Genomic DNA, 25477 nt, shown 5'->3' on the forward strand with positions numbered 1-25477 from the left:
TTAGGGAGATAAAAGTGACACAATGGATTGAAAAAATAACCAATGCAGCATCACTTGAAGAGTTAGAAAACTTAAGAATTGATACTTTAGGTAAAAAAGGTGTTTTAACTTTAGAATTTGCGAAAATGAAAAGTGTTCCAAATGAAGAAAAAAAAGCATTTGCTGAAAATCTAAATGAACAAAAAGCATTAGTTACAGATGCAATTGAAGCTAAAAAAGTCATTTTAGAAAAAGATGCTTTAAACAAAAAACTAGAAGCTGAAAAAATTGATGTAACAAGATTTAATAATGAATTATCATGTGGAGCAACTCATCCTGTAGTTGAAACAATGGATAGAATTATTCAATATTTTCAAAATCTAAATTTTGCAGTTGAAGAGGGTCCTTTAGTTGAAGATGATTTTCATAATTTTGAGGCACTAAATCTTCCTAAATATCACCCAGCACGAGATATGCAAGATACTTTTTATAATAAAGATTACACATTATTAAGAACTCATACTTCACCTGTTCAAATAAGAACAATGTTAAGTCAAAATACTCCAATTAGAATGATAGCTCCAGGAACTGTTTTCAGAAGAGATTTTGATATAACTCATACTCCAATGTTTCACCAAATTGAAGCATTAGTTGTAGATGAGGCTGATAAAGTTTCATTTGCAAATTTAAAACATGTTTTAGTTGAGTTTTTACAACATATGTTTGGTGATGTTGAAGTAAGATTTAGACCTTCATTTTTCCCATTTACTGAACCATCAGCTGAAGTTGATATCTCATGTGTATTTTGTAAAGGTGACGGATGTAGAGTTTGTTCACAAACAGGATGGCTTGAAGTTTTAGGTTGTGGTATTGTTGATGAAAACGTATTTAAAGCTGTTGGTTATGAAAATAAATCAGGATATGCTTTTGGATTAGGTGTTGAAAGATTTGCAATGCTAATTCATAATATTGGAGATTTAAGATCACTATTTGAAAGTGATACAAGACTATTAGGACAATTCAAATGATAATTACTAGAACTTGGTTAGAAGAATTTATTGATATTTCAAAAATTTCAACAGAGGAAATTTGCAAAACATTAAACTCAATTGGACTTGAAGTTGATAGTTTAGAAAGATTATCAATTGCACCTAAAGTTGTTGTTGGAAAAGTATTAGAAAAAGTTAAACATCCAGATGCAGATAAATTAAATGTTTGTCAAGTAGATATTGGATCTCAAATAGTACAAATAGTATGTGGTGCAAAAAATGTAGATGTAGATCAATTTGTTCCAGTTGCAACTGTAGGATGTGATTTAGGAAATAACTTCATTATAAAAGCAGCAAAACTAAGAGGTGTTGAATCAAATGGAATGATTTGCTCATCAACTGAACTTGGACTTGCAAAACTAAATGATGGAATATTAGAACTTGATGACGCTATAGGAAAACTAATTCTTGGTAAAGAATTAAGTGAATATCCAAAACTAAATGATGATATTATTGAGATTGGATTAACTGCAAATAGGGGCGATTGTTTAAATATTTATGGAATAGCTAGAGAGCTAAGTGCTTATTATAATATTCCATTAATTGAATGTGAAAAACAACTAAAATATAATGATCTAGGGATTGGACAAGTTTTAGAAGTTGAATGTGATAGTAGTATCGATTCATCATTATTATTTAAAGCAGTTGATTTTACAAATTTTAAATTTTCAGTTTTACATAAATTAAGAACTTCTATATTAGGTAAATATCAAGAAAACAATGATATCAAAAATGTTTTAACATATGTTACACACACAACAGGTGTTATTTTAAATGCATATTCAAAAGAAAAAACGATACAAGGAAATAATTTAAGTATTTTGCGTATTAAAAAAGATGAATTAGGATTTGATAATGTTTATGGAATTGAACAATTAAGTAAAATTTGCATAGAACATAATGATATTAATCCTAATGATACAAATTTTATACTTGAAGCTTCTTATATTAATCCTGAATATATATCTAAAAAAGTTTTCGATACAAAAATAAAAACTGGAGATGTTTACTATAAAGCATCAAGAGGAAGTGAACCAAATATTGCATTTGGTGCTGATTATTTTTCTAATTTTGTATCAAAATGTGGAGCATCAATATATAGAGGAAATGAAACTTTTATAGAAGATAGTGAAAAATTAACATTAGATATAAGTGTAAAGAAAATCAATGCAATAATTGGTCAAGAAATTCCAAAAATTGAAATTGAAAAAATTCTTACATCACTAGGATTTGAAGTTAAAGATATGGTTAATAATGTTTTAGTTATAAAAGTTCCATATTTTAGACATGATATTAAGAATGTTGCAGATATTACAGAAGAAATTGTAAGAATAATTGGAATTGATAATATTATTGCAAAACCTTTAGAAATTGATGAAGTAAATAGAGTAAATAAAACATCAAATGATCTAATTAAAAAGAATAAATTAAGATTTAAAGCAATTGAAAATGGTTTTTATGAAACGTTAACTTATGTGTTCTCATCAAAAGAAAACTTACAAAAATATGGATTTAAAACAGTAAAAGATGAATTAGAATTAATAAATCCAATTGTAAAAGAGTTAAATACATATAGAACTACTATGCTTTTAAATTTAGTAGAAGCGTGTGCAAATAACTTTAAAGTTGGAGTTAGATCATCTGCATTCTTTGAAATTGGAACTATTTTTGACGAAAATAGAGCTGAAAGTAAAAAAATATCATTTATTCAAACTGGCTTTTCAGAAGCTGAAGATGTAGCAAATGCTGGAAAACCTAAAAATATTGATTTCTTTACATTTGCAAAAAAAATATTAAATACAATTGGAAAATTTGATTTAGAAGCAATGACACAAATTGATAATTCATTTATTCATCCTTTTCAAAATGCAAATGTAATTATTGATGGAAATGTAGTTGGATATATTTGTAAATTACATCCTAGTGTATGTGCTGATTATGATTTAAATGATACTTTTATAGCACAAATTGATTTTGAAGCAATTTCTAATGATATTATTAAAACAACATCATACTCAAAATTCCAATCTTCAAAAAAAGATTTAACTATTATAGTACCTAAATCAATGGAATATAAAGAGATTAAAAAAGCAATAAATTCTTTAAATAATCCAAATATTAAACAATTCAATTTGATTGATATCTATAATGATGAAAAATTAGGAGATAATGAGAGTTTAACAATCAGATTTGTTTTACAAAATAATGAAAAAACGATGGAAGACGAAGATATTACTACAACTATGAACGCCATTTTAGATATTTTAAACGAAAAATTATCTATTGGTTTAAGACAATAATAAAAAAGGGAAAAAGTGGAAAAATTTACTATAAAAAAATTAACAAAAGCATTTGATATAGAAATAGACTCAATTGCAAGTGATAAATCAATATCTCATAGATGTGCTATGTTTTCACTTTTTTCTAATGAAACTTCATATATTAAGAATTATTTAACAGCTGAAGATACTTTAAATACATTAAGTATCGTTGAACAATTAGGTGCCATTGTAAAAAGAGATGGAAGCAGTGTTCAAATTACACCAACTGATAAATTATGTGAACCTTCAAATGTGCTTGATTGTGGAAACTCAGGAACTGCCATGAGACTATTTTGTGGATTATTAGCTTCTGTTGATGGAGCTTTTACTTTGACAGGTGATAAATATCTTAGAAATAGACCTATGAAAAGAGTTGCTGATCCTTTAAGAAGTATTGGAGCACTTATAGATGGAAGAGAATATGGAAATAAAGCTCCATTGTTTATAAGAGGAGTGAAAGAACTTCAACCTTTTACTTATCATTCACCTGTTGATTCAGCACAGGTAAAATCAGCAATGATTTTAGCAGCACTAAGAGCTAATGGAATTTCAAAATATAAAGAGAATGAATTAACAAGAGATCACACAGAAAGAATGCTAAAAGGTATGGGAGCAACTTTAGAAAATGATAGTGAGGGTTTTATTAATATACATCCATTAACAAGTCATTTAAAACCTTTAAATATTACCGTTCCAACGGACCCTTCTTCAGCATTTTTCTTTGCATTATCAGCGGCAATTACAAAAGGTTCAAGAGTTTTAATTAAAAATGTTACTTTAAATCCTACAAGAATTGAAGCATATCAAGTTCTTAAAAAAATGGGTGTAATTGTAAACTTTATAGAAAAAGAGAATGTTTATGAACCAATTGGTGATATTGAAGTAATTAATAATGAATTAAATGGTGTAGAAGTAAGTGAAAATATCTCATGGCTAATAGATGAATTACCAGCTTTATCAATTGCAATGAGTTTAGCAAATGGAAAATCAAAAGTTTCAAATGCAAAAGAATTAAGAGTAAAAGAATCAGATAGAATTTCAAGCGTTGTAAATAATCTTAAGCTTTGCAAAGTAGAATATACAGAGTTTGAAGATGGATATGAAATAATTGGTGGCACAATAAATAAAGCTACAATAAATTCACATGGAGATCACAGAATTGCAATGAGTTTTGCAATTGCTGGACTTAATTGTGATATGGATATTGAAGATATTCAATGTATTGAAACTTCATTCCCTAATTTTAAAGAGATATTAGACTCTTTATATAAATAAAGGCAAATTATTATGAAAGTAAAATTAGCATCTAATTATGGATTTTGTTTTGGAGTTAAAAGAGCAATTAAAATTGCAGAAGATTATAAAAACTCTTCAACAATGGGACCATTAATTCATAATCAAGATGAAATAAATAGATTAAGAAATGATTTTAATGTAGGTTTATATACAAATTTAAATGATGTAAAAGACAATGATACAGTTATTATTAGAACACATGGTATTCCTAAAGATGATCTAAAAAATTTAAGAGCCCAAAAAGCTAAAATCATAAATGCAACATGCCCATTTGTAACAACCCCTCAACAAATAGTTAAAAAGATGTCAAATGAAGGTTATTCTATTTTAATTTTTGGTGATGCTGATCATCCAGAAGTAAAAGGTGTTCAATCTTATGGTGAAGATCAAAATGATGTACATATAATATTAGAACCAAGTGATATTGATAGCTTAATTTTTAAAAATAACAAAATTGCGACAGTTGCTCAAACAACAAAAAAGAAAGAAAAATATCTTGAAATTGTAAATGCTTTAATTTTAAAAAATAAAGAAGTAAGAGTATTTAATACCATCTGTGATGCAACATTTGAGAACCAAGATGCTGCAAGAGATCTATCAAAAGAAGTTGATGTTATGATTGTAATTGGTGGTAAAAATTCATCAAATACAAAACAATTACACTCTATTTGTTTGGAGAATTGTACTGATTCATATCTAATTGAAAATGAAACTGAGCTAGAAAATAGATGGTTTTTAAATAAAAATTTATGTGGAATAACAGCCGGTGCAAGCACTCCTGACTGGATTATTCAACAAGTTGTGAAGAAAGTAGAGTCTCTAAACTAACTCTTTTTAAGCCTATTTTTTGTATAATCGTTCTATTTAATAAAACTGGTAAATATGAAGGAATAAAATGGGTATCGAAGATATTGATTTAGGTGAAGACTTTGATTTTGAGCAAATGCTTAATGAGTCTTTTGAGAATGCAGAAAATAATTCTGTGGTTGATGGTGTAATTGTTGAAATTAATAGTGAAAGAGTTCTAGTTGACGTTGGTCAAAAAATAGAAGGTCAGTTAAATATTTCTGAAATTACAATTGGTGGTGAAGTAAAATATAAAGTTGGTGACACAATTCCTGTTATGTTAATGGGAAATAGAGGTGAGAGACCAAGTATTTCACATAAAAAAGTTTTACAAAAAGAAAAATTTGATGCTTTTGAAAAAGCTCATGGTGAAAACTTCGAAGATGTAACAATCGAAGGTAAAATCGTTTCTGTAAAACAAAGAGGTGGATTTATAATTGAAGATGCTGATGGTTGTGAATATTTCATGCCAATGGCTCAATCTTACTTAAAAACTGTTGGTGCAGTTGGTAAAACTGTAAAAGCAAAAGTTATCAAAGTAAACAAAGCTCAAAATTCAATTATCGTTTCAAGAAAAAAATTAATTGAAGAATCAAAAGCTGTTAAAGATAATAAAGTAACTGAAATTTTAGAAAATAAAGAACCAGTTATTGGAACAATCAAAAAAATTACTTCTTATGGAATGTTTGTAGATTTAGGTGGAATTGATGGTTTAGTAAACTACAATGAAATCTCATACAAAGGTCCTGTAAATCCTGCTAATTATTACAATGAAGGTGATACTGTTTCTGTAGTAGTATTATCTTATGACAAAACAAAACAACACTTATCTTTATCAATTAAAGCTGCTTTATCAAATCCTTGGGAAGAGATTAAAGATGAATTAGAAGTTGGTGATACAATTACTGTAACAGTTTCTAACTTCGAATCTTATGGTGCATTTGTTGATTTAGGAAATGATATCGAAGGTTTATTACATATATCTGAAATTTCATGGAATAAAAACTTAAAAAATCCAAAAGAGCTTTTAACAATCGGTGAAGAAATCAATGTTGAAGTTATTGAATTAAATATTGAGCAAAAAAGATTAAGAGTATCTTTAAAAAATCTACAAGAAAAACCTTTTACTAAATTCACAAACGATCATAAAGTTGGTGATATAATCACTGGTAAAATTGCTACATTAACTGATTTTGGTGCTTTTGTTAGCATTGGTGATGTTGATGGTTTATTACATAATGAAGAAGCTTCTTGGGAGCCAAATGCAAAATGTAAAGCATTATTCAAAAAAGGTGATGAAGTAGAAGTAAAAATCATTAAAATTGATAGAGAAAAAGAAAATATTTCATTATCTATTAAAGAAATTGCTGATTCTCCTGCTAAAAAATTCCAAGATGCATACAAAATTGGTGACATCGTAAAAGGAACTGTTAAAGATGCAAAAGATTTCGGAATTTTCATTAAATTAGAAAACAATCTTGATGGTTTAATTAGAAATGAAGATTTTGGTCCATTAAAAGCTGATGAAGTAAAAAATGGTGATGAAATCGAAGCAGTTGTTGTAAATATTGACACTAAAAAAAATAGAGTTAGATTATCTGTAAGAAGATTAGAGCAACAACAAGAAAGAGAAGTGTTAAAATCTGTAAATGATGATTCATCTATGACTTTAGGTGACATTATAAAAGATCAAATGAAATAATAGGATTTATTTAAATGAGTAAACATACAATTGTAGTTTGCGATCATATACACGACGCTGGTTTACAAATTCTTCAAAATACTGAAGATGTAAACTACGTATATGCAGCAGATGTAGATAAAACAGAACTTTTAAATATTATTAAAGATGCTCAAGTAGCAATCACTAGATCTTCAACTGATGTTGATGAAAAATTCTTAAATGCAGCTACTAATTTAAAAGCTGTTATTAGAGCTGGTGTTGGTTATGATAATGTTGATATGGAAGGTTGTAGTAAAAGAGGAATAATTGCAATGAATGTTCCTACTGCAAACACTATAGCAGCTGTTGAATTAACAATGACTCACATGCTTTCTTGTATGAGAAAATTTCCATATGCTCATAATCAATTAAAAATTGATAGAGTTTGGAAAAGAGAAGATTGGTATGGTAATGAGCTTTATGGGAAAAAACTAGGTGTTATTGGTTTTGGAAATATAGGTCATAGAGTTGCACTTAGAGCTAAATCATTTGAAATGGACGTAATGACTTACGACCCATACATTCCTTCAACTAAAGCAACTGATTTAGGTATTAAGTATACTACTAATTTTGAAGATATTTTAGCTTGTGATATTATAACTATTCATACTCCAAAAAATAAAGAAACAATCAATATGATTGGTTTTGAAGAAATTGCAAAAATGAAAGATGGTGTAGTTTTAATTAACTGTGCTAGGGGTGGATTATATAATGAAGATGCATTATATGAAAACCTAAAATCAGGAAAAGTAGCAATGGCTGGTATTGATGTATTTATAAAAGAACCTGCAATTGATCATCCATTATTAGATTTACCAAATGTAACTGTAACTGCTCACTTAGGAGCAAATACAAAAGAATCTCAAAGAGAAATTTCTGTTCAAGCTGCAAATAATGCAATTGAATCTGCACGTGGTATTGCATATCCAAATGCTTTAAATTTACCAATTGATGAGAGTAAAATTCCTCACTTTGTTAAACCATATATAGAATTAACTCAAAAAATGGCATTTTTACTTGCACAATTAAGTAAAAGTGAAATTAGATCAATCAATATTACAGCAGAAGGTGAAATATCAGATTATCTTGATTCTTTACAAACTTTTGCAACTGTTGGTGTTTTATCAGTTTCTTCAGGTGATGAAGTTAACTATGTTAATGCTAATTTTATAGCAAAAGAAAAAGGAATTGAACTTACAACTTCTGAATTCTCTAATCATAGTGGATATCAAAATAAAGTTTCAATTAAAATAACTACTTCAAAAGGAGTAAAAACTATTTCTGGAACAGTATTTAATGAAGATGTTCAAAGAATAGTTGAAATTAATGGATTCCCTCTTGATATTGAGCCAAAAGGTAAAATGATCATAATGAGAAATCATGACGTTCCAGGTGTAATTGGTGAAGTAGGAAAAATCTTAGGTAATAATAATATTAATATTGCTGACTTTAGATTATCAAGAGGGAAAGATGGTGCGTTAGCTGTTATTCTAATTGATGAAAAAGCTTGTTCAGATGTATTAAAAAAACTTGATAGTTTAGAAGCTGCAATTGCAGTTGCTTACGCAGAAATTTAAGGAGAAAATATGGCAATTGGTATGAGTGAATTAAAAAAGGGATTAAAAATCGAAGTAGATGGAGTTCCTTACAAAATTACTGAATATCAACATGTAAAACCTGGAAAAGGTGCTGCATTTGTTAGATGTAAAATTAAATCATTTTTAAATGGTAAAGTAATCGAAAAAACTTTCCATGCTGGTGATAAGTGTGAAGTTCCAAATTTACAACAAAAACAAATGCAATTTTTATATGATGATGGTGAATTATTACAATTTATGGATAATGCAACTTATGAACAAGAAGGTTTAACTTACGATCAAGTAGGAGATGCTTTTGATTGGATTATTGATGGTATGACTTGTGATATGATGTACTATAATGGTAAGGCTATCACAGTTGAGCCTCCAATGGTTGTTGAATTAAAAATTGTAGAAACACCACCTAACTTTAAAGGTGACTCTCAAGGTGGTAGAAAACCTGCTACTTTAGAATCAGGTGCTGTTGTACAAATTCCTTTCCATATTCTTGAAGGTGACATTATTAAATGTGACACAAGAACAGGTGAATACCTAGAAAAAGTAAAATAAAAATGTAAATCTTTATCGCTATAAACTGCGATAGAGATTTCTTTTCTTCAGTCACTAACCTACGTTAGCTCCTTTATCAAAAAAACCTCTATCTTGTTTCTATCGACAAATATTCACATTTTACACTATATAAAAATATAATTATACTTTTCTTTTTAGGTACATTATTTTTTCTTTACCTATATAATTCTCATGTATTATTTCAAAGTCCATATCAATTTCATTTAAAGCATTAATACCATTTCTGATTTTTGGGCTTACGATTAATATTATATAATCAATTTTTTCTTTTAAAATATTCATTAAATTATAAACACCTTCAACCATTACAAGCTTATGATCAAGTAGTTTAAATAAATCATCACTGATTATAACTTCTCTATTTGCTACTTTAAATAGTGGTATATTATTATCAAATATTTTATTTTTACTATATATCATAATTTTAGGTGCTCGTCCTGCTATATATCTGGCATCTAATGTTGGTTTATCAATTCTTACTGTATTTCCACCTATTAGCATTAAATCAACTTTATCTCTTAATGTATGAACATATAATTGACTCATTTTAGAAGATACAGCTCCATCAATACAGCCATTTAAAGTTTGCGCCATTTTATAAAATATAAATGTTCCGCTACTCCATTTTATAAATGGATATAAAAGATCATAGGCCTCTTTTTTCATACATCCTAGGGCTACATCTATATTTACACTTTTAAGAGTTTGTATGCCACCTGTTGCAAGTTTATTAATATCTTCATGGGCAATAATTACTCGTTTTGGTTTTAATTCTTTTAATAAGTTCGCACAAGATGGAGTTTTGCCTACATGATTACAAGGTTCAAGTGTTACAAAAATCTCACAATCATTAAAATATCCATTATGATTTTCTAAAAGAAAAGTATGAATATCATGGGAACTGTTTTTCATTTTTAATATTGAATTTGGATGTTCAAGTAGGTATGCAGCTTTTAATGCATTTACTTCTGCATGGGGCATTCCTGCTTCTTTGTGAGCTTCTACTGATAACAACTTACCATTTTTTATAACTACACACCCAACTGCTGGATTTGGATATGTTAAAATTTGATATTTCCATGCTTCATCAATAGCTAATTTCATATAAAAATTATCATCTATTTTCATTGTATATTCGCTTTTATTTAAAAATTTTGAGATTGTAGTATATAAGAAGAAGTTTTAATTGGCGTTAAAAACAATAGAAAGTTTCTATTGTTTTATTACCATTCGTAGTAAGTGGCTGCTGCTAAAATATTATCATAAGTGATTTCATCTTCACCAAATTCAGTTTTAACAACTATTTTTTCATTATCTGCGCAAATTAATTCACCTTTGAAAACTTCAGTGGCAAAATTCTTAATTTTTACTTTTTCACCAATAGATGCTTTGAAATGATCTTTATTTTTCAATTTTCTCTCAATTCCTGGAGAACTAACTTCTAAAATATATTCTCCATTCATAGGCTCATCAACATCTAAAATTGGAGAAATCATTCTTGAAATTTCTGCACATTTATCTAAACTTATTCCACCTTCTGCTGTAACTAGAACTCTAAAGATATTTCTATCATGCTCTTTTGTAGTTACGATATCATAAAGTTTAGCACCTAAACTCTCTACAGCTAATTTAATTGATTGTTCTAAACTCATTCTTCTTCACTTTTTGTTTTTCTTATTTGAGCAAATAATGCTTCAATATTTTTTGATTTTTCTAATGATGTATCATTTAAGAATGTAAAGTTAGGACACTTATACCAACCTGTGCTTGCAAGTATATGTGTCTTTAATCTTCCATTTGCTTTATTCAATAAAGAAATAATCTCTTTTATTTCATTTTTATCATAATCAGAACCATCAAAATATACAATTGCATCATACTTACCATTTTTACAGTTAACAGCTGTAATAGGCAAAGAGTTAATTCTGCTATCAACCAGGTTTGATAAAGCTTCTGGAATTAACTCCATAAGTAATGATTCTGTTCTTTGTAAATTTATGCTTTTCATTATTACTTATCTACTGATACTTTCTCTTCAATTTGAATAAATGTTTCGATGAAATCTCCAACTTTAATATCATTGAATTTATCAAACATAATACCACACTCATAACCATTAGCAACTTCTTTAGCATCATCTTTAAATCTTTTTAATGATGAAATTCTTCCTGTATATGTAACAACACCATCTCTAATAATTCTAGCGTGTCCACCTTTAATTACTTTACCATCAGTTACTAAACATCCTGCAACTGTTCCCACTTTAGGAACAACGAATGTATCTCTAACTTCAGCTTGACCAGTATTTTCTTCTCTAATTACTGCACTCATCATACCTGATAATGCATCTTTAACATCATCAATTAAGTCATAGATGATTGAATATGTATTAATAGAAACACCATCAGCTTTTGCTTTAGCTTTAACAGAACCTGTTGGTCTTACATTAAATCCTAAAATAATACAACCCTCAGATGCACTTGCTAAAATTAAGTCAGATTCCGTGATTCCACCAACTGCTGCATGAATTACTTTTACTTTTACTTCTTCATTTGCTATTTGCTCTAATGAACCTTTAATAGCTTCTAATGATCCACCAACATCTGTCTTAATAATTACTGGAAGTTGTTTTATTTTACCTTCAGCAATTAATCCACTCATCTCTTCTAAAGAAACTTTTGTAGATTTTGATAATTCTTTAGCACGTGCATGTTCAGCTCTTGTTGTTGCTATATCTCTTGCTTCTTTATCTGTATCCATAACAACCATTACAGAACCTGTAGTTGGAACATCATTTAATCCTAAAACCGTTCCAGTTTCTGAAAGACCTAACTCTTTAACTGGTTTACCATTATCATCAGTAATTGCTTTTACTCTACCAAATGTAGTATCACAAACAATATTATCACCAATTTTTAATGTACCATTTTGAACAATAATAGTAGCAACAGGACCTCTTCCTTTTTCAAGTGAAGATTCAATAACAGCAGCTTTTGCTTTTGCTGTAGGATCCGCTTTAAGCTCTAAAAGTTCTGCTTGAATTAAGATATTTTCTAATAAATCTTCAATTCCTTCTCCACTTTTCGCAGATACACCAATAAATTCAGTATTTCCACCCCAATCAACAGGTGTCATACCTTTTTCAGCCATTTGAGCTTTTACCATATCAATATTTGCAGTTTCTTTATCGATTTTATTCATTGCAATAATAATTGGACAACCACTTGCTTTTGCATGTGCAATAACTTCTTCAGTTTGAGGTTTAACTCCATCATCAGCAGCAACAACAATAATTACAATATCTGTAATTGCAGTTCCTCTTGATCTCATAGCAGAGAAAGCAGCATGTCCAGGAGTATCTACAAATGTGATTTTTTGTCCATTTTTTTCAACTGTATAAGAAGAGATATGTTGTGTGATTCCACCAGCTTCTCCAGATGCAACTTTTGAAGATCTAATTTTATCTAATAATGATGTTTTACCGTGATCAACGTGTCCCATAATAGTAACAACAGGTGGTCTTGTAACAAAATGAGAATCATCTATATCTTCATCACCATCATGGTAATCACCAACATAATTCACATCTTCTAAAGCATCTCTTACTGTTACTTCAATTCCAAACTCTTCACCAAGAATTTCTAACTCATCTTGTTTTAAGAAATCATTTTTTGTAACCATCATTCCTAATGAGAATAATACAGTGATTACTTCAGCTGGAGATTTACCACAAGCTTCTGCAAATTCATAAACTCTAATATCTTCAGGGATTGTAACTTCTGTTATTTCAACTGTTTCTTGAGTTCTAGCAATTCTTTTCTTTCTCTTTCCTCTTTTTAAACCTTGTGGTGCATTACCAAAAGCAGCAGGTCTAGAGCTTCTTGATTGTTTTGCAGGATTTTGAGGTTTTGGCTCATCGAATATTTTAAGATTATCATTTAATCCCATATCAAGTAAAACAACTTCTTCACCTAATAATGAATCATCCGAACTTGAAAATTCATCACTATATGTTCTATCTAGCTTTTTACCATGATCTTGAGCTTTAACTATAGTTTTCTTTTTCTCTTTTTTAGGTTTTGATTTTTTCATATCATCAAAATTGTTTTTTAAATTTTCACTAACTGTTTCTTCTTCGTTTCCACCAAGAATTTCACTTAAAGATTTCATTTGTTTTTTAGGTTGAGCTTCAGATTCAAAAGTTTTTGCAACAGGTGCTTCAATTTTTGGTTTTTTCTTCTTAATAATAACTAAACCTCTTCTTTTAGGTACAATTTTATTAGCATTATCAGGATTAATATCAGGTTTATCAAGTTCTTCTTGAGATTTAGAAGGTGCAGGCTTTATATTTGGCTTTGAAATTACAACTTTTTTTAATTCTGGTTTTTTTCTAACTTCTGTATCTTTCTTTTCAATAGTTTCAGTTTTTTCTTCTATAACTACTTCTTTTTTGATTTCAGTTATTTTACTTTCCATTTCTTCTGTTTTATTTTCAGTTGCTTTTTGTACAACTTTTTTAGGCTTAGCAACTGATTTAACTTCTAATTTTGGACTTTTCCCAGTCATTATATAATTAGTTATTTCCTCAGCATCTTCAAATGATACTGCACTTTGGGGTGATTTAAGTTCTATTTTTAAATCTTTAGCCTTTGCAATTACTTCTGCACTAGTTGCTCCCGCTTCTTCTGCAATCTCATAAACTCTTACTTTATCTGACATCTGTTAGCATCTCCTTAAGTTGTGTGACATACTTATCTTTATTTTTACACTCTTTACAAAGTGATTTTTCAATTCTTTTAAAATCTTTTCCATTTATATCTGATTGCAACATTGTTTGACAATCACTACAAATGTAAAAACTTCTACCGTAATTATTGTAAAACAATAATTTTTTTTCTTCACATTTTAGTCTTAGTAACTCTTTTTGTTCAAATTTGCCTTTGCAAACGACACAGGTTCTTAAGATCATTTTTGAATTAGCCAAGCATTATACCTAAAATATACTTAATATCAAAAATAATCAAATTTCTATTCTTACACCGACATTATCAAAGTCAGCTGTGAATACTTTAAAATGAGGGAATCTAAGCTTTAAAGCTTTTTCCAAATTCTTACTATCATCTGCATATGACATAGAAAAAAGTGTAGAACCAGAACCTGATAAGGTACTCATTAAAGCACCCTCTTTTAAAGAAGTTTTTTGAACATCAAAAAGCTCTGGCATTTGTTTCATTCTATATTTTTGGTGAATTTGATCATGTGATGCATGTTTTAACATCTCCCAATCTTCAGCCATAAATGCAGCAGTTAATAAAGATGAATGAGAGATATTAAATACAGCATCTTCTTTTGAATATTTAAAAGGTAGTGTTTTTCTAGACAATTGTGTTGAAATTGCTCTATTAGGTACAACAATTACTGCTTTTAAATTTTTTGGAATTGCTTTGTTTATATATCTTACTTCATTTTCTTGAACACAAGCTACATTAAATCCACCCATAACAGCAGGTGTAATATTATCAGGATGATTTTCATAAGCTAAAGCTAAGTTAAGTAACTTATCTTTTTCTAATTTTATTCCTTCAATTGCGTATGCACTGGCAATTGCTGAAACTATAACAGCAGATGAACTACCTAATCCTCTTGATAATGGAATTTCATTTTGAAATTCAAATCTAAAATGTCTTTTTTTATATGATAAATTATGATAAAAATCATTAAATATTGATATAAACATATTATTATCTTTTAAAGCAGGATTATTAGCACCCTCACCTTTTAAAGATACACTATGAAATTTAGATGGTCTGATTATTACTTGGTTTTTCATAGATATTGCTAAACCTAAGCAATCAAAACCTGGGCCTAAATTTGCACTTGTAGCGGGAACGCTTACTTTCATCTATTTCCTTCTTAAACAGCTGGTAAATTATATATCGGCAGTGTTTCTTCGTTAAAATTATATTTTTCTATACACATAGGTAATTTAAAGTCGCGAATTATACTATCTTTTTCTAAAAAATCTACTTTAATTTCATCTCCATCTTTTATAAAATATTTTTTACCAAGCGCTTTAATAGGAGAATTTTCATTAAATTCAAAACCATATGCAGCTCTTAATTCAATATTTTTAGTAATACTAATTGTTTTTAAAAAAATATATGCAACTTTTATTGACATAAATGAGCCAGGAGAGTTTACGTAAGTGATTCTTTTTATATTGAATTGTTTTAATAATTCAGTAAATAAACCTGGTAGTAAATCAGAAGTTTTACCATCAAGTTTATGCTCTTTTAACAATTTTTTATCTTCATAAACACCTATTAATAAAGGGTTTGAAATAGTTATAACTAAAACTTCTATCAAGTTTCTAAATCTTAACTTTCAACTTTTGAATAAGCCATCTCAAATACTACAGCTTCATTTGTTGCTTCTTCTAAATCAATTATTTCATAATTTGATTCATCTTCATAAAGTTTTTTTGTTAGTAAATGATTTAAATGGTGACTTCCCGCAACTGCATCATATTCACCTACAAGCGTATATTCTAAAAGTGCCATATCACCAATAGCATCAAGAATTTTATGTCTAACAAACTCATCATCATATCTTAAACCTTCAGGATTTAAAACCTTTGATTGATCAAGTACAATAGCATTTTCCATTGATCCACCTTGCGCTAAGCCAATACTTCTTAAATATTGAACTTCGTGTAAAAATCCAAATGTTCGTGCACGGCTAATGTTTTCTTTATACTCAGCAATTGAATAATCAAAATGAAAATTTTGTTTTCCAATAGCAGGGTGATCAAAGGTAATTTCGAAATCATATACAATTCTATTAGAAGGTTTTAAAGTAACTCTTTTACCCTCAGGCGTTGTAACTTCTACTTGTTTTTTGATTTTAATAGCTTTTTTTGATTTATCAAGTTCTTTTATTCCTGCTTCATCAATTAACATACAATATCCAGCTGAACTTCCATCTAATACAGGAACCTCATCATTATCAATTACAATTCTTAAGTTATCTATTCCATACGCATATACAGCAGATAAAAGATGTTCTATTGTAGATATTACTACACCATCTTTCCCAATAACTGTTGCCATTTTTGTATCAACAACATTTTCTCTTTTTAGTGGAATTGTAACACCTGCATCAACTCTGTAAAATACTATTCCCATATCACTATCAAGTGGTTCTAGTCTCATTTTTACAGGAACACCCTTATGTAATCCAATACCTACAATTTCTATACTTTTTGCTATTGTTCTTTGTTTCATTTTGCACTTCCATTAGCGTTTGTATTTCCGCTTCCATTTATTATTTTTACAGCATCATTTATAGTTTTTGTTACATTTGTTTTCATCCAGTCAAAATCAAGCCATTCATTTGGATTTACTTCAATACCTTGAACTAACATTCCAAAGTGTAAATGATCCCCAAAAACAGCTCCTGTTGAACCTGTATTTGCAATATGTTGTCCAGCTTTTACTTCATCATTAAGCTCTACATTTATACTACTTGTATGAGCATATAATGATCCAATTCCTAAACCATGATCTATAATTACTGAATCCCCATAAATTCCTAAATAACCTTTAAATATAACTTTCCCAGGATTTGAAGTATATACATCAGCTCTTTTAACACTAGCCCAATCCATACCTAAATGCCATGCTTCATCAATTTTTATATCATTATAAAAATAGTGTCTTCTTTCTCCAAATTTAGCAAAAGTTGCAGCATTTGGTAATCGAACAAAAGGTTTAATGTCAAATGATGTATTCATATTATTCATAAGATTTTTCTTTGCTACATCTCTTATTGTTTTAACATTTTTTTCTCTTAACTCTTTATTTGTTTTAACAAAAGTTTCAACTATATTATTAGGTACACTCATTTCACTATTTTCTAAAACATGTTTACTTACATTGTTTACAAAATCATCTGAGATTTTTATATCATCAATTTTTTCTTTAAAACTTTTGATATAAAAAGGAACTTTTGCTTCTGTTCTATTTCCGGCTAAATCTACTGCAACAACATTAACTCTTTTAAATTCTTTAATATCAATAGGCCAAGTAATTATAGAAATATAATAGTTTTTTTTGTAAAAAGGAAATAATTCAAATACCTCTTCATCATTAAATGAAATATAGTAGTCTTTTATATTTTCATCATTAATCTCTACAATAATAACTCCACTTCCACCTTGTCTTAATAAATATGAATTTGAAATTACATTGGCAACTGGACTTTTTTTATCAATAACTATTTTAGAATTACTAACAGCATGATTTCCTTTAAAAAAGTTCCATTTACTTGTGTCATAAACATCTACTTGTAAAGTAGCTTCTTTTGGTTTATAAAATTCATCAGAAGCAGGAGGCATTACATCTAATTCTATGATTCCGTTTTCATTTTTTACAACTTTAGTTTCTAGTTTTATCTTTTTTTCACCATCTATGAAAAAGATATCATAAGATTTTATTTGTGTATCATCAGCAATTGCTACATTTATTGGTTTTTGAAAATTCCAATAAATTTCATTTTGCACTTTAATTTGTGGAGCGTTTCTCTCAAACATATTAGAGAATAACAAAAACACAACTGCTGATAAAAAAATAATAAGGCCTATATATATTCCTAAACCTTTAATACTGTATTTATTATTTGTAAACTTCAAAAATTTCCTTTAATACTATTTCTTTTGCTTTTTCTACATCTATCATATCTAAGGTACATCCAGCTGCATTATAATGACCACCGCCATCAAATTCACCTGCAATCTTAGCAACATCAATTTTTCCCTTAGATCTTAATGACACCCGTGAAACGCCATTTACAACTCTTACAAAAAAAGCAATTTTAACTATTGCAATGCTCATAATCATATCTAAGGCATCTTCACAATCTCTATTATGAGCACCTGTTTGTTTAAACCACTCTTCTTTTGCAATTATAGAGGCTACTTCACCCTCTTTGAAAAGTTCTAAACTATTTAAAACTTTTGGAATAATTCTATATTTTGCCAGAGAATCTCTTCTTAAAAGCTTATTAGCAATATCAGAAGGGCTAGCACCACATTCAACTAAAAAATTTGTTTTTTCAAAAGTTAATTCATCACATCTTCCTAATGAAAATGCTAATGTATCATCATAAATACCTACATAAAGTGCAGTTGCTGAATCTTTTGTGATGTACAAACCATTGTGTTTAAAAAATTCAAAAACTAATTCAGCTGTTGAGCTTTTCATAGGATCTACAATATTTACCGTTCCAAAATGGTTATTTGATTTATGATGATCAAAATTTATAATTGGAATTGATGGATCAGGAGTAAAGCCTAATCTTTTAAAAGTACCACAATCTACAGAAATAATCAGGTCATAAAAAGCTGGTAATTGATCTGTGATTTTATCAAATCTAGATATAAAATCTAAATTCTGAGGTAAATCAGCACTTATGTTAAATACCTTATGTTTTATTTTATTTTCATGAAATAAATTTGATAAAGCCAAGGCTGAACCAATAGAATCAGGATCTGGATTTACATGGGTAACAATTAATATATATCTACTTTTTTCAATAAGTGCTAGAGCTTTAGTATGTTCTGCCATATCAACTTTATTACTTATTATAAAATCTTTTTTCAAAATAAATCCTAATCAAACTTCATAGAAAAATCAAGCCAAGTTGCTTGATGAATAATACTGCCACTACTAATAGCATCAACACCCGTTGAAGCATACATTTTAATAGTATCAAGATTGATATTTCCACTAGCTTCAAGTAAAATATGAGGATAATTCGTATTTCTAAAAGCAACAACTTCTTTTATTTGCTCACTTGTCATATTATCACACATAATAATATCACCACCTGCATGCATAGCTTCTTTAACTTGCTCAAAAGTTTCACACTCGATTTCTATTTTAGTTACCCAAGAAATTCTTTTTCTAGCTTTTTTTACAAACTCTTCAAGATTTTCAATAGTTCTTAAGTGAGTATCTTTTAGCATTAAACAATCATCAAGCCCAAGTCGGTGATTTATTGCACCTCCAACCCTTGAAGCATATTTTTCAAAATCTCTTAATTGTGGTCTTGTTTTTCTAGTATCAAGTAAAACTACACCTGTACCCTCAATTAGTTTTGCATACTTGTTTGCCATAGTTGCAATTCCTGATGCGTGTTGAAGCATATTTAAAAATGTTCGTTCAGATGATAATAAAATAGAAGCCTTACCTTCAAGTTCAGCAATAATATCACCCTCTTTGATTTCATCACCATCATTTTTCAAAAATTTACAATCAAATTTTTCTGTTCTTGCTAATACTTTAGCATATTGAACACCTGCTAGTATTCCATCTGATTTACAAATTGCTCGTGCTGTAAATCTACCTTTTGGAGCAACATCGAAGAATAAATCCCCTCTACCATTATCTTCTATAATGGCATTTTTTACAAACTTCTTTATATTTATCATACTTCAAACATCCTTTCTAATGCAACTTTTGCCCACTTAGCGGTATCTTGTGATACTGTAATTTCAGTTTCTTTTGATATATTATTATCCTTTATAGATTTTAAAGTATTATAAACATCTTGTAAAGTTGTTTCGTTCATTGTTGGACATTCAGGTTTTGTTGAACTTAAAATATATGTATTTTTATCTCTTAATCTACTTACCATATTAAATTCAGTTCCAACTGCAATTTTTTGCTCTGGGTCTAATTCTTTTATATATGTTATCAACTGAGAAGTTGAACCTACAAAATCAGCTGCATCACAAACGCTTGGATCACATTCAGGATGAACAGCGATTAAAATATCTGGATATTTTTCTCTGTAAAATTCTATATCTTCAACAGTAAATTGCTGATGAACTGAGCAAAATCCATTATAACATATAATATCAGCTTGCTTTAAATCTGTTCCATCACCTACAATTGCAGATTTTAAATTTAATGATTTTGCAAAGTTTTGACCTAAACATCTATCAGGAACAAAAAATATCTTTTTCCCTGATTTTAAACCTTTTTCAATAATTTTATATGCATTTGATGAAGTACAAACCATTCCACCCATTTGTCCAACTTTTGCTTTAACAGCTGCACTTGAGTTTATATATGTAATTGGTAAAATCTCATCATTTGAAATTCCAGCTTCATTTATTTTTTTTAGATTCTCTTCATAATATCCAACATCAATCATTCTAGCCATTGCACAACAAGCAATTTTTGGCATAAGAACAGTTTTTTCTGGACTCATAACTTTTACACTCTCACCCATAAAACCAACACCGCAAAATACAACATATTTTGAGTCTGTAAGCATTACTTTTTTTGCAAGTTCTAGTGAGTCACCTGTAATATCTGCTAACTCGAATACTTCATCTCTTTGATAGAAATGAGCAACTAAAGTTACATCTAATTCTTCTTTTAATTTTATTATTTCATTTTTTAAATTCAAAATAAGCCTTCAAATTTTTATTAAATGTGAATATAACAAAATTTTAGTTATAATCTCATTTAATTAAGTAAAATAAACAATTTAAGTTCCTTTAAATAAGGAGCATTATAAAAGGTAATAGATGGATTTTTTCACAAATACAAACATTTTATTTTTTTTAGCAGCATACCTAATAGGATCTATTCCTTTTGGTTCAATATTAGCTAAAACATTTGCTGGAGTTGATATAACAGCAGCAGGAAGTAAATCAATTGGGGCAACAAATGTTCTGAGAGTCGTAAAAGAAACAAACCCTGCTCTTGCAAAAAAGCTAGGTCTTGCAACTGTGATTTTAGATGCATTAAAAGGAACTTTAGTTTTATTAGTTGCTATGTATTATGGTCTTAGTGAATCTACACTTTGGGGAGTTGCAATTCTTTCAGTTTTAGGACACTGTTATTCTATATACTTAGGTCTTGAAGGTGGAAAAGGTGTTGCAACTGGTCTTGGAGTTTATTTAGTACTTATTCCAATTCCTACTATTATTGGAGCTGTTGTTTGGATAGTATGTGCAAAGGTTTTAAAAATATCATCACTTTCATCACTTCTTGGACTTGTGGCAGTTGTAATAAGTGCTAGTTTTTTAAATAATGGTTTAAATGTAGGTTCAAATATACCTATGTATATAATCGCATTTATCATTATATATAAACATATTCCAAATATTATCAGAATGATAAAAGGAGAAGAGAAAAAAGTTATATAACTTTCTTCTCTTTAAGATATAAATAATATGAAAATAGAAATCAACAACCTAACATTTAAATGTATCATTGGAATACTTGATTTCGAACGTATTAAAAAACAAAGAGTTATTTTAAATGTCTCTTTTAATTATATATTTACAAAAGATATTTTTATAGACTATGCAGAAGTATCAAAGCTTTTAAAATCCACAATGAAAGAGCAAAAATTTCTTTTACTAGAAGATGCTATTTTATATATAGAAAATATTCTATTAAATAAATACCAAATAACAAATCTACAAATCAAAATCTCAAAACCAGATATTTTAAAAGATTGTATAGTTACGTTAAGTAATTATTAGCAAACTATTTTACCTTTAATATAGGACACTTTTTGTCTCTTCATAGCATTAACGAAGCATTAATATGGCGTTAACTAAATACTACCTTAAATTAACAGAGAATTAACAGTCAAATTGTAACTTTAAGAAAACTTTAAAATTTAGTGGTGTAGAATGGCCGTAACGGAATATCGGAAAAGGTTTAAAACCAAAAGTTTTAGATGAGTTCGCGCGCTCCGATATACTGAAAAAAGATTTCGAAATTTTAGGAGAACACAAATGAAAAAAATCGCAAAATTAAGTTTAGTAGCTGCTATCGCAGTTTCAGGATTAACTTCAGCTAACGCTACAGCTTTAGAAGAAGCAATTAAAGGTGTAGATATTTCTGGTACAGCTGTATACAGATATGATGATAGAAGTAATGTTGGTTATGATGCAGGTAACTCATATAAACTTGCTGTTAATTTAAAATCTTCAATTAATGACGATTTAGCTTTTAATGTAAGAACTATCGTTGGTGATGCTACAGATATGGTTTCTTTAAAAACTGATACTGCAGATGGTAACGCTAATATTACAGTATCTCATGTAAATTTTGCATATACAGGATTAGCTAATACAACTGTTATTGCTGGTAAACAAGCTGTTCCATCTCCTTTCGCTGTTCAAGCAGATGCTGCTGGTGATGAAGATACAGGTGCTGGTATTACTGCTTTAACAACTGTAGGTCCAGTTACTGTAGCTGCTACTTATTTAAATCAAACTAACTTAGGTGTAGTTTCAACTGGTCAAGATATCGCAGGTTTAGGATTAATGGGTAACGCTGGTCCTGTTGCTTTAGATGCTTGGTATTTACAAACAATGGAAACAAGTTCTGCAGCTGATGATGCAGCTTCATTATACACTCTTGGTGCAAAAGCTAAGGTAGAAATGGTTGATTTGACTGCTAGATATTCAGCTGTAGATGCTTCAGCTACTGGAGTAGATACTGAGTCAATCTGGAAAGTTGGAGCAAAAGCTAAATTAGGAATCGTTACTGGTTCTTTAGATTATGGTCAATCAAATGATTCTGATAGTTATAGTACTTTAGTTGGTGGAGTACATGGGGATGCTGATGCAGATGTTAACTTACAAGCTTGGGCTTTAAATTTAAATAAAAATGATGCTCAATTAATCAAAGCTTCATTAGGTGTTGATGTATTATCTAATGTTAACTTATCTGCAACTTATGCCGATTTATCTGTAGATTCAGCTGCAAATGCTGATGCTTCTGAGTACTATGGTCAATTAACATATAAAATGGGTAAAAACTTCATGACATATGCTAGACTTGGTCAAGTTGATTATGATGATTCTTCTAAAGATACAGATTCAAGAGGAAGATTACACGTTCAATATACTTTCTAATTTGAAAGATAGTATTTAACTACTAAACTTACTTAAAAAGGGTTGAAGATTTTTCTTCAATCCTTTTTTTATGATTAAAATTCTTATTATTACTAAACTCTTAAACTATTTATGATAAAATCTATAAAATTAAAAAAAGGATTTTATCTTGAAAAAAGCAATTCTTTCATCTATATTATTATTAAGCGCAAGTTCTATTTTCGCAGATACAACTATGTGTTTCAAAGAAAATCACCAATCTATGTCAACTATTGAAAATACTCCCCTTGATGGTGGACTTTGTATGGGTAAAAATACAATTTCAGATATGAAAGCAAAAGGTTGGAATGTAGATGATATAAAAATCTCACAATCAGCAAATGGTATGAATTTTATATATGTTTTAAAAACTCCTGTAACTCAGGCTGTTTCTTCATCAAATTTTTCAGGAAATCAAGCTGATATGGAAGCTAGAATATTAGAAAAACTAGAAAAGAAAAAAGAAGCAGAGAAAAAAGAAAAAGAAATTATAGTTAAAAAGAATTTAGCAGAAGAAGGTAAAGATAACTATATTAGAAAATGTCAATCATGCCATGGAGAAAAAGGTGAATCAACTGTTGGTGGATATTCAAGACCTCTTAATACCTTAACATCTGAAGATATGAGACACTCAATTAATGGATATACAAATGGAACTTATGATAGAGGAAGAGCAGCAACAATGCAACCAATAACTTCAACTTTAACATATGTGACTTTAGAAAAAATAAGCGCTTATTTAGATTCAATTAAATAGCAAATACTAATATTTTATCTGAATGTTTACTTTTTAGTCATTGATTAATGAAGTATTAACTAATAATTAACGATTTATAAGTAACTTATAAGTAACATTCAGATAATTTTATCATATCAATATAAAATAAAAAAGGATTAATAAATGAAAATGACTAAATTAAGTTTAGCTACAATTATTGCAATTGGAAGTATTTCATGTGCAAATGCACAAAATTTAGAAGATGCAATTAAAAACGTAGAAATCTCAGGAACTGCTGCTTATAGATATAATGATTATGAAGGAGCAAGTGACGCAAATAATAATTATAAAATTGCTACAAATTTGAAATCAAGTATTAATGATGATTTAACTTTTAATTCAAGAGTAATTATTGGTGATGCAACTAATCCTGCATCTTTAGCTACAAATGGAGCAGATACACAAGCAGATGTTAGCTTATCAGAAGTAAACTTTGCATATAGTGGTGTTCAAAATACAATTATAACTGCAGGTAAACAAGGAATTGCAACTCCATTTACTATTGATAGAGATGCAATGGGTAACGAGCAAACAGGAACAGGACTTGTAGCAACTACAAATCTAGGTATGGTTTCTTTAACTGGTGGATATTTTAATCAAACTAATTTAAGCAGTACTGATGGTGAAGCACCTATAACATCTGGAACTATAACTGGTGGAGAAGATGTATACTTTGCAACTGCAAATCTTACAGTTGAAAATGTTACTTTAGATGCAACTTATATTAGCTTATTAGATACATTAGATGGTTTTACTGTTGGAGCTAAAGCTAAATTTGATGTTGCTGGTGTTGCTTTAAACCCATATGCAAGATATTCATCAATTGACTTTGATAACTATGCAAAAGATAATACTTTATGGAAAATTGGTACAGATGCACAAATGGGAATCTTCGGAGCTTATGTAGCATACGGTCAAACTGATGAAGAAGGTGGAGAAACTGGATTAGACTATAGTTCAGATACAGGAATGGATGACCACTGGAGAGTAACATTAACAGGAATTTCAGATGCTTCTGTTGTTTATGCTTCTGTTAATACACAAGTTACTGATGCAGTTAATGTATCAATTAACTATTCTGACTTAAATGCTGGATCAATGTCAAATGACAAAGATCAAAATGAAATTTATGGACAAGTTAGTTATCAAATGTCTAAAAACTTCAAAACATTTGCAAGATTTGGACAATATGAGTATGATGGAGATAATTCAAATATGGGTAGACTTCACGCACAATACTCTTTCTAATCAGAAAGTTTAAATTATAAAACAAAAAAGGCTTAGAGTTAAACTCTAAGCCTTTTTTTTTAATTGACTTACTTTATAAATTCTGATAAAATCTTTAAAATGA

The 25477-nt window shown here is 28.9% G+C and carries 24 protein-coding genes; 12 read left to right on the plus strand and 12 right to left on the minus strand.

Features of this window, described 5'->3' with window-relative positions; all coding sequences use genetic code 11:
- Nucleotides 1-14 precede the first annotated feature (14 nt).
- The 7 genes from pheS to efp all read left to right on the plus strand — a co-directional run bounded on the left by pheS (nt 15) and on the right by efp (nt 9361).
- Nucleotides 15-1007 (plus strand): phenylalanine--tRNA ligase subunit alpha, encoded by a 993-nt coding sequence (gene pheS, locus ABVS04_RS02320; RefSeq protein WP_368029049.1) that lies wholly within the window; start codon nt 15-17, stop codon nt 1005-1007.
- Nucleotides 1004-3328 carry a phenylalanine--tRNA ligase subunit beta gene (pheT, locus tag ABVS04_RS02325; RefSeq protein ID WP_368029050.1) on the plus strand — a complete coding sequence of 775 codons (2325 nt, stop codon included), beginning with the start codon at nt 1004-1006 and terminating at the stop codon, nt 3326-3328. Before pheS ends, pheT begins: the two co-directional genes overlap by 4 nt.
- A gap of 15 nt (nt 3329-3343) precedes the next feature.
- The gene (gene aroA, locus ABVS04_RS02330; RefSeq protein WP_368029051.1) at nt 3344-4624 is read left to right on the plus strand and encodes a 3-phosphoshikimate 1-carboxyvinyltransferase; all 1281 of its coding nucleotides are present in this window, start codon (nt 3344-3346) and stop codon (nt 4622-4624) included.
- A 12-nt stretch (nt 4625-4636) separates the two neighbouring features.
- On the plus strand, nt 4637-5473 hold the full coding sequence (locus tag ABVS04_RS02335) for a 4-hydroxy-3-methylbut-2-enyl diphosphate reductase (protein ID WP_368029052.1): 837 nt from the start codon (nt 4637-4639) through the stop codon (nt 5471-5473).
- A 67-nt stretch (nt 5474-5540) separates the two neighbouring features.
- Nucleotides 5541-7193 carry a 30S ribosomal protein S1 gene (locus ABVS04_RS02340; protein WP_368029053.1) on the plus strand — a complete coding sequence of 551 codons (1653 nt, stop codon included), beginning with the start codon at nt 5541-5543 and terminating at the stop codon, nt 7191-7193.
- A 14-nt stretch (nt 7194-7207) separates the two neighbouring features.
- A complete protein-coding gene (gene serA, locus ABVS04_RS02345) occupies nt 7208-8791 on the plus strand; it encodes a phosphoglycerate dehydrogenase (protein ID WP_368029054.1) in 1584 nt (527 codons plus the stop codon).
- Between the two features lie 9 nt (nt 8792-8800).
- Nucleotides 8801-9361 carry an elongation factor P gene (gene efp / locus ABVS04_RS02350; protein WP_368029055.1) on the plus strand — a complete coding sequence of 187 codons (561 nt, stop codon included), beginning with the start codon at nt 8801-8803 and terminating at the stop codon, nt 9359-9361.
- A gap of 141 nt (nt 9362-9502) precedes the next feature.
- On the opposite strand, the gene ribD is transcribed toward efp, so the two are convergent.
- From ribD to nadA, 12 genes are all read right to left on the minus strand, one after another.
- Nucleotides 9503-10510, minus strand: a complete 1008-nt coding sequence (ribD, locus tag ABVS04_RS02355) for a bifunctional diaminohydroxyphosphoribosylaminopyrimidine deaminase/5-amino-6-(5-phosphoribosylamino)uracil reductase RibD (RefSeq protein ID WP_368029057.1) — start codon at nt 10508-10510, stop codon at nt 9503-9505.
- 95 nt (nt 10511-10605) lie between these two features.
- Entirely contained in the window at nt 10606-11034 is a 429-nt protein-coding gene (gene rimP, locus ABVS04_RS02360) for a ribosome maturation factor RimP (protein WP_368029058.1), read from the minus strand.
- Nucleotides 11031-11390 carry a 30S ribosome-binding factor RbfA gene (gene rbfA / locus ABVS04_RS02365; RefSeq protein ID WP_368029059.1) on the minus strand — a complete coding sequence of 120 codons (360 nt, stop codon included), beginning with the start codon at nt 11388-11390 and terminating at the stop codon, nt 11031-11033. Before rbfA ends, rimP begins: the two co-directional genes overlap by 4 nt.
- A gap of 2 nt (nt 11391-11392) precedes the next feature.
- The gene (gene infB / locus ABVS04_RS02370) at nt 11393-14101 is read right to left on the minus strand and encodes a translation initiation factor IF-2 (protein WP_368029061.1); all 2709 of its coding nucleotides are present in this window, start codon (nt 14099-14101) and stop codon (nt 11393-11395) included.
- Nucleotides 14091-14351, minus strand: coding sequence for a DUF448 domain-containing protein (locus ABVS04_RS02375; protein WP_368029063.1), 261 nt, complete (start codon nt 14349-14351; stop codon nt 14091-14093). The genes infB and ABVS04_RS02375 overlap by 11 nt, the downstream gene beginning before the upstream one ends.
- A gap of 51 nt (nt 14352-14402) precedes the next feature.
- Nucleotides 14403-15284 (minus strand): homoserine kinase, encoded by an 882-nt coding sequence (gene thrB / locus ABVS04_RS02380; RefSeq protein ID WP_368029064.1) that lies wholly within the window; start codon nt 15282-15284, stop codon nt 14403-14405.
- 11 nt (nt 15285-15295) lie between these two features.
- Nucleotides 15296-15748 carry a hypothetical protein gene (locus tag ABVS04_RS02385; protein WP_368029066.1) on the minus strand — a complete coding sequence of 151 codons (453 nt, stop codon included), beginning with the start codon at nt 15746-15748 and terminating at the stop codon, nt 15296-15298.
- Between the two features lie 11 nt (nt 15749-15759).
- Nucleotides 15760-16665, minus strand: coding sequence for a UDP-3-O-acyl-N-acetylglucosamine deacetylase (lpxC, locus tag ABVS04_RS02390; RefSeq protein WP_368029068.1), 906 nt, complete (start codon nt 16663-16665; stop codon nt 15760-15762).
- Nucleotides 16662-18071 (minus strand): M23 family metallopeptidase, encoded by a 1410-nt coding sequence (locus ABVS04_RS02395; protein ID WP_368029069.1) that lies wholly within the window; start codon nt 18069-18071, stop codon nt 16662-16664. The genes lpxC and ABVS04_RS02395 overlap by 4 nt, the downstream gene beginning before the upstream one ends.
- Nucleotides 18055-19041 carry a bifunctional oligoribonuclease/PAP phosphatase NrnA gene (locus tag ABVS04_RS02400; RefSeq protein WP_368029070.1) on the minus strand — a complete coding sequence of 329 codons (987 nt, stop codon included), beginning with the start codon at nt 19039-19041 and terminating at the stop codon, nt 18055-18057. The genes ABVS04_RS02395 and ABVS04_RS02400 overlap by 17 nt, the downstream gene beginning before the upstream one ends.
- Before the next feature lie 8 nt (nt 19042-19049).
- Nucleotides 19050-19871 (minus strand): carboxylating nicotinate-nucleotide diphosphorylase, encoded by an 822-nt coding sequence (gene nadC, locus ABVS04_RS02405; protein WP_368029071.1) that lies wholly within the window; start codon nt 19869-19871, stop codon nt 19050-19052.
- Nucleotides 19868-20857 (minus strand): quinolinate synthase NadA, encoded by a 990-nt coding sequence (gene nadA / locus ABVS04_RS02410; protein WP_368029072.1) that lies wholly within the window; start codon nt 20855-20857, stop codon nt 19868-19870. The genes nadC and nadA overlap by 4 nt, the downstream gene beginning before the upstream one ends.
- 121 nt (nt 20858-20978) lie before the next feature.
- Between nadA and plsY the strand changes: the two genes are divergently transcribed.
- The 5 genes from plsY to ABVS04_RS02435 all read left to right on the plus strand — a co-directional run bounded on the left by plsY (nt 20979) and on the right by ABVS04_RS02435 (nt 25374).
- Nucleotides 20979-21602, plus strand: coding sequence for a glycerol-3-phosphate 1-O-acyltransferase PlsY (gene plsY / locus ABVS04_RS02415; protein WP_368029073.1), 624 nt, complete (start codon nt 20979-20981; stop codon nt 21600-21602).
- A 27-nt stretch (nt 21603-21629) separates the two neighbouring features.
- Nucleotides 21630-21944, plus strand: coding sequence for a dihydroneopterin aldolase (locus ABVS04_RS02420; protein WP_368029074.1), 315 nt, complete (start codon nt 21630-21632; stop codon nt 21942-21944).
- Nucleotides 21945-22202: 258 nt separating this feature from the next.
- Nucleotides 22203-23330, plus strand: a complete 1128-nt coding sequence (locus tag ABVS04_RS02425; RefSeq protein ID WP_368029075.1) for a porin — start codon at nt 22203-22205, stop codon at nt 23328-23330.
- A 148-nt stretch (nt 23331-23478) separates the two neighbouring features.
- Nucleotides 23479-24105: a cytochrome c gene (locus tag ABVS04_RS02430; RefSeq protein WP_368029076.1), complete on the plus strand. Its 627-nt coding sequence runs from the start codon at nt 23479-23481 to the stop codon at nt 24103-24105.
- Between the two features lie 144 nt (nt 24106-24249).
- Nucleotides 24250-25374, plus strand: coding sequence for a major outer membrane protein (locus ABVS04_RS02435; protein ID WP_368029077.1), 1125 nt, complete (start codon nt 24250-24252; stop codon nt 25372-25374).
- The last annotated feature ends 103 nt before the right edge of the window (nt 25375-25477 follow it).

The organism is Arcobacter sp. s6, from assembly GCF_040884245.1.
Taxonomy (GTDB): domain Bacteria; phylum Campylobacterota; class Campylobacteria; order Campylobacterales; family Arcobacteraceae; genus Aliarcobacter.

Coding starts and splice junctions, on each gene's coding strand:
- rimP (WP_368029058.1), bottom strand. CDS start 11,034: ATGAGTTTAGAACAATCAATTAAATTAGCTGTAGAGAGTTTAGGTGCT.
- ABVS04_RS02375 (WP_368029063.1), bottom strand. CDS start 14,351: ATGATCTTAAGAACCTGTGTCGTTTGCAAAGGCAAATTTGAACAAAAA.
- pheT (WP_368029050.1), top strand. CDS start 1,004: ATGATAATTACTAGAACTTGGTTAGAAGAATTTATTGATATTTCAAAA.
- ribD (WP_368029057.1), bottom strand. CDS start 10,510: ATGAAAATAGATGATAATTTTTATATGAAATTAGCTATTGATGAAGCA.
- efp (WP_368029055.1), top strand. CDS start 8,801: ATGGCAATTGGTATGAGTGAATTAAAAAAGGGATTAAAAATCGAAGTA.
- nadC (WP_368029071.1), bottom strand. CDS start 19,871: ATGATAAATATAAAGAAGTTTGTAAAAAATGCCATTATAGAAGATAAT.
- ABVS04_RS02420 (WP_368029074.1), top strand. CDS start 21,630: ATGAAAATAGAAATCAACAACCTAACATTTAAATGTATCATTGGAATA.
- rbfA (WP_368029059.1), bottom strand. CDS start 11,390: ATGAAAAGCATAAATTTACAAAGAACAGAATCATTACTTATGGAGTTA.
- infB (WP_368029061.1), bottom strand. CDS start 14,101: ATGTCAGATAAAGTAAGAGTTTATGAGATTGCAGAAGAAGCGGGAGCA.
- lpxC (WP_368029068.1), bottom strand. CDS start 16,665: ATGAAACAAAGAACAATAGCAAAAAGTATAGAAATTGTAGGTATTGGA.
- ABVS04_RS02340 (WP_368029053.1), top strand. CDS start 5,541: ATGGGTATCGAAGATATTGATTTAGGTGAAGACTTTGATTTTGAGCAA.
- serA (WP_368029054.1), top strand. CDS start 7,208: ATGAGTAAACATACAATTGTAGTTTGCGATCATATACACGACGCTGGT.
- ABVS04_RS02425 (WP_368029075.1), top strand. CDS start 22,203: ATGAAAAAAATCGCAAAATTAAGTTTAGTAGCTGCTATCGCAGTTTCA.
- thrB (WP_368029064.1), bottom strand. CDS start 15,284: ATGAAAGTAAGCGTTCCCGCTACAAGTGCAAATTTAGGCCCAGGTTTT.
- ABVS04_RS02435 (WP_368029077.1), top strand. CDS start 24,250: ATGAAAATGACTAAATTAAGTTTAGCTACAATTATTGCAATTGGAAGT.
- ABVS04_RS02335 (WP_368029052.1), top strand. CDS start 4,637: ATGAAAGTAAAATTAGCATCTAATTATGGATTTTGTTTTGGAGTTAAA.
- plsY (WP_368029073.1), top strand. CDS start 20,979: ATGGATTTTTTCACAAATACAAACATTTTATTTTTTTTAGCAGCATAC.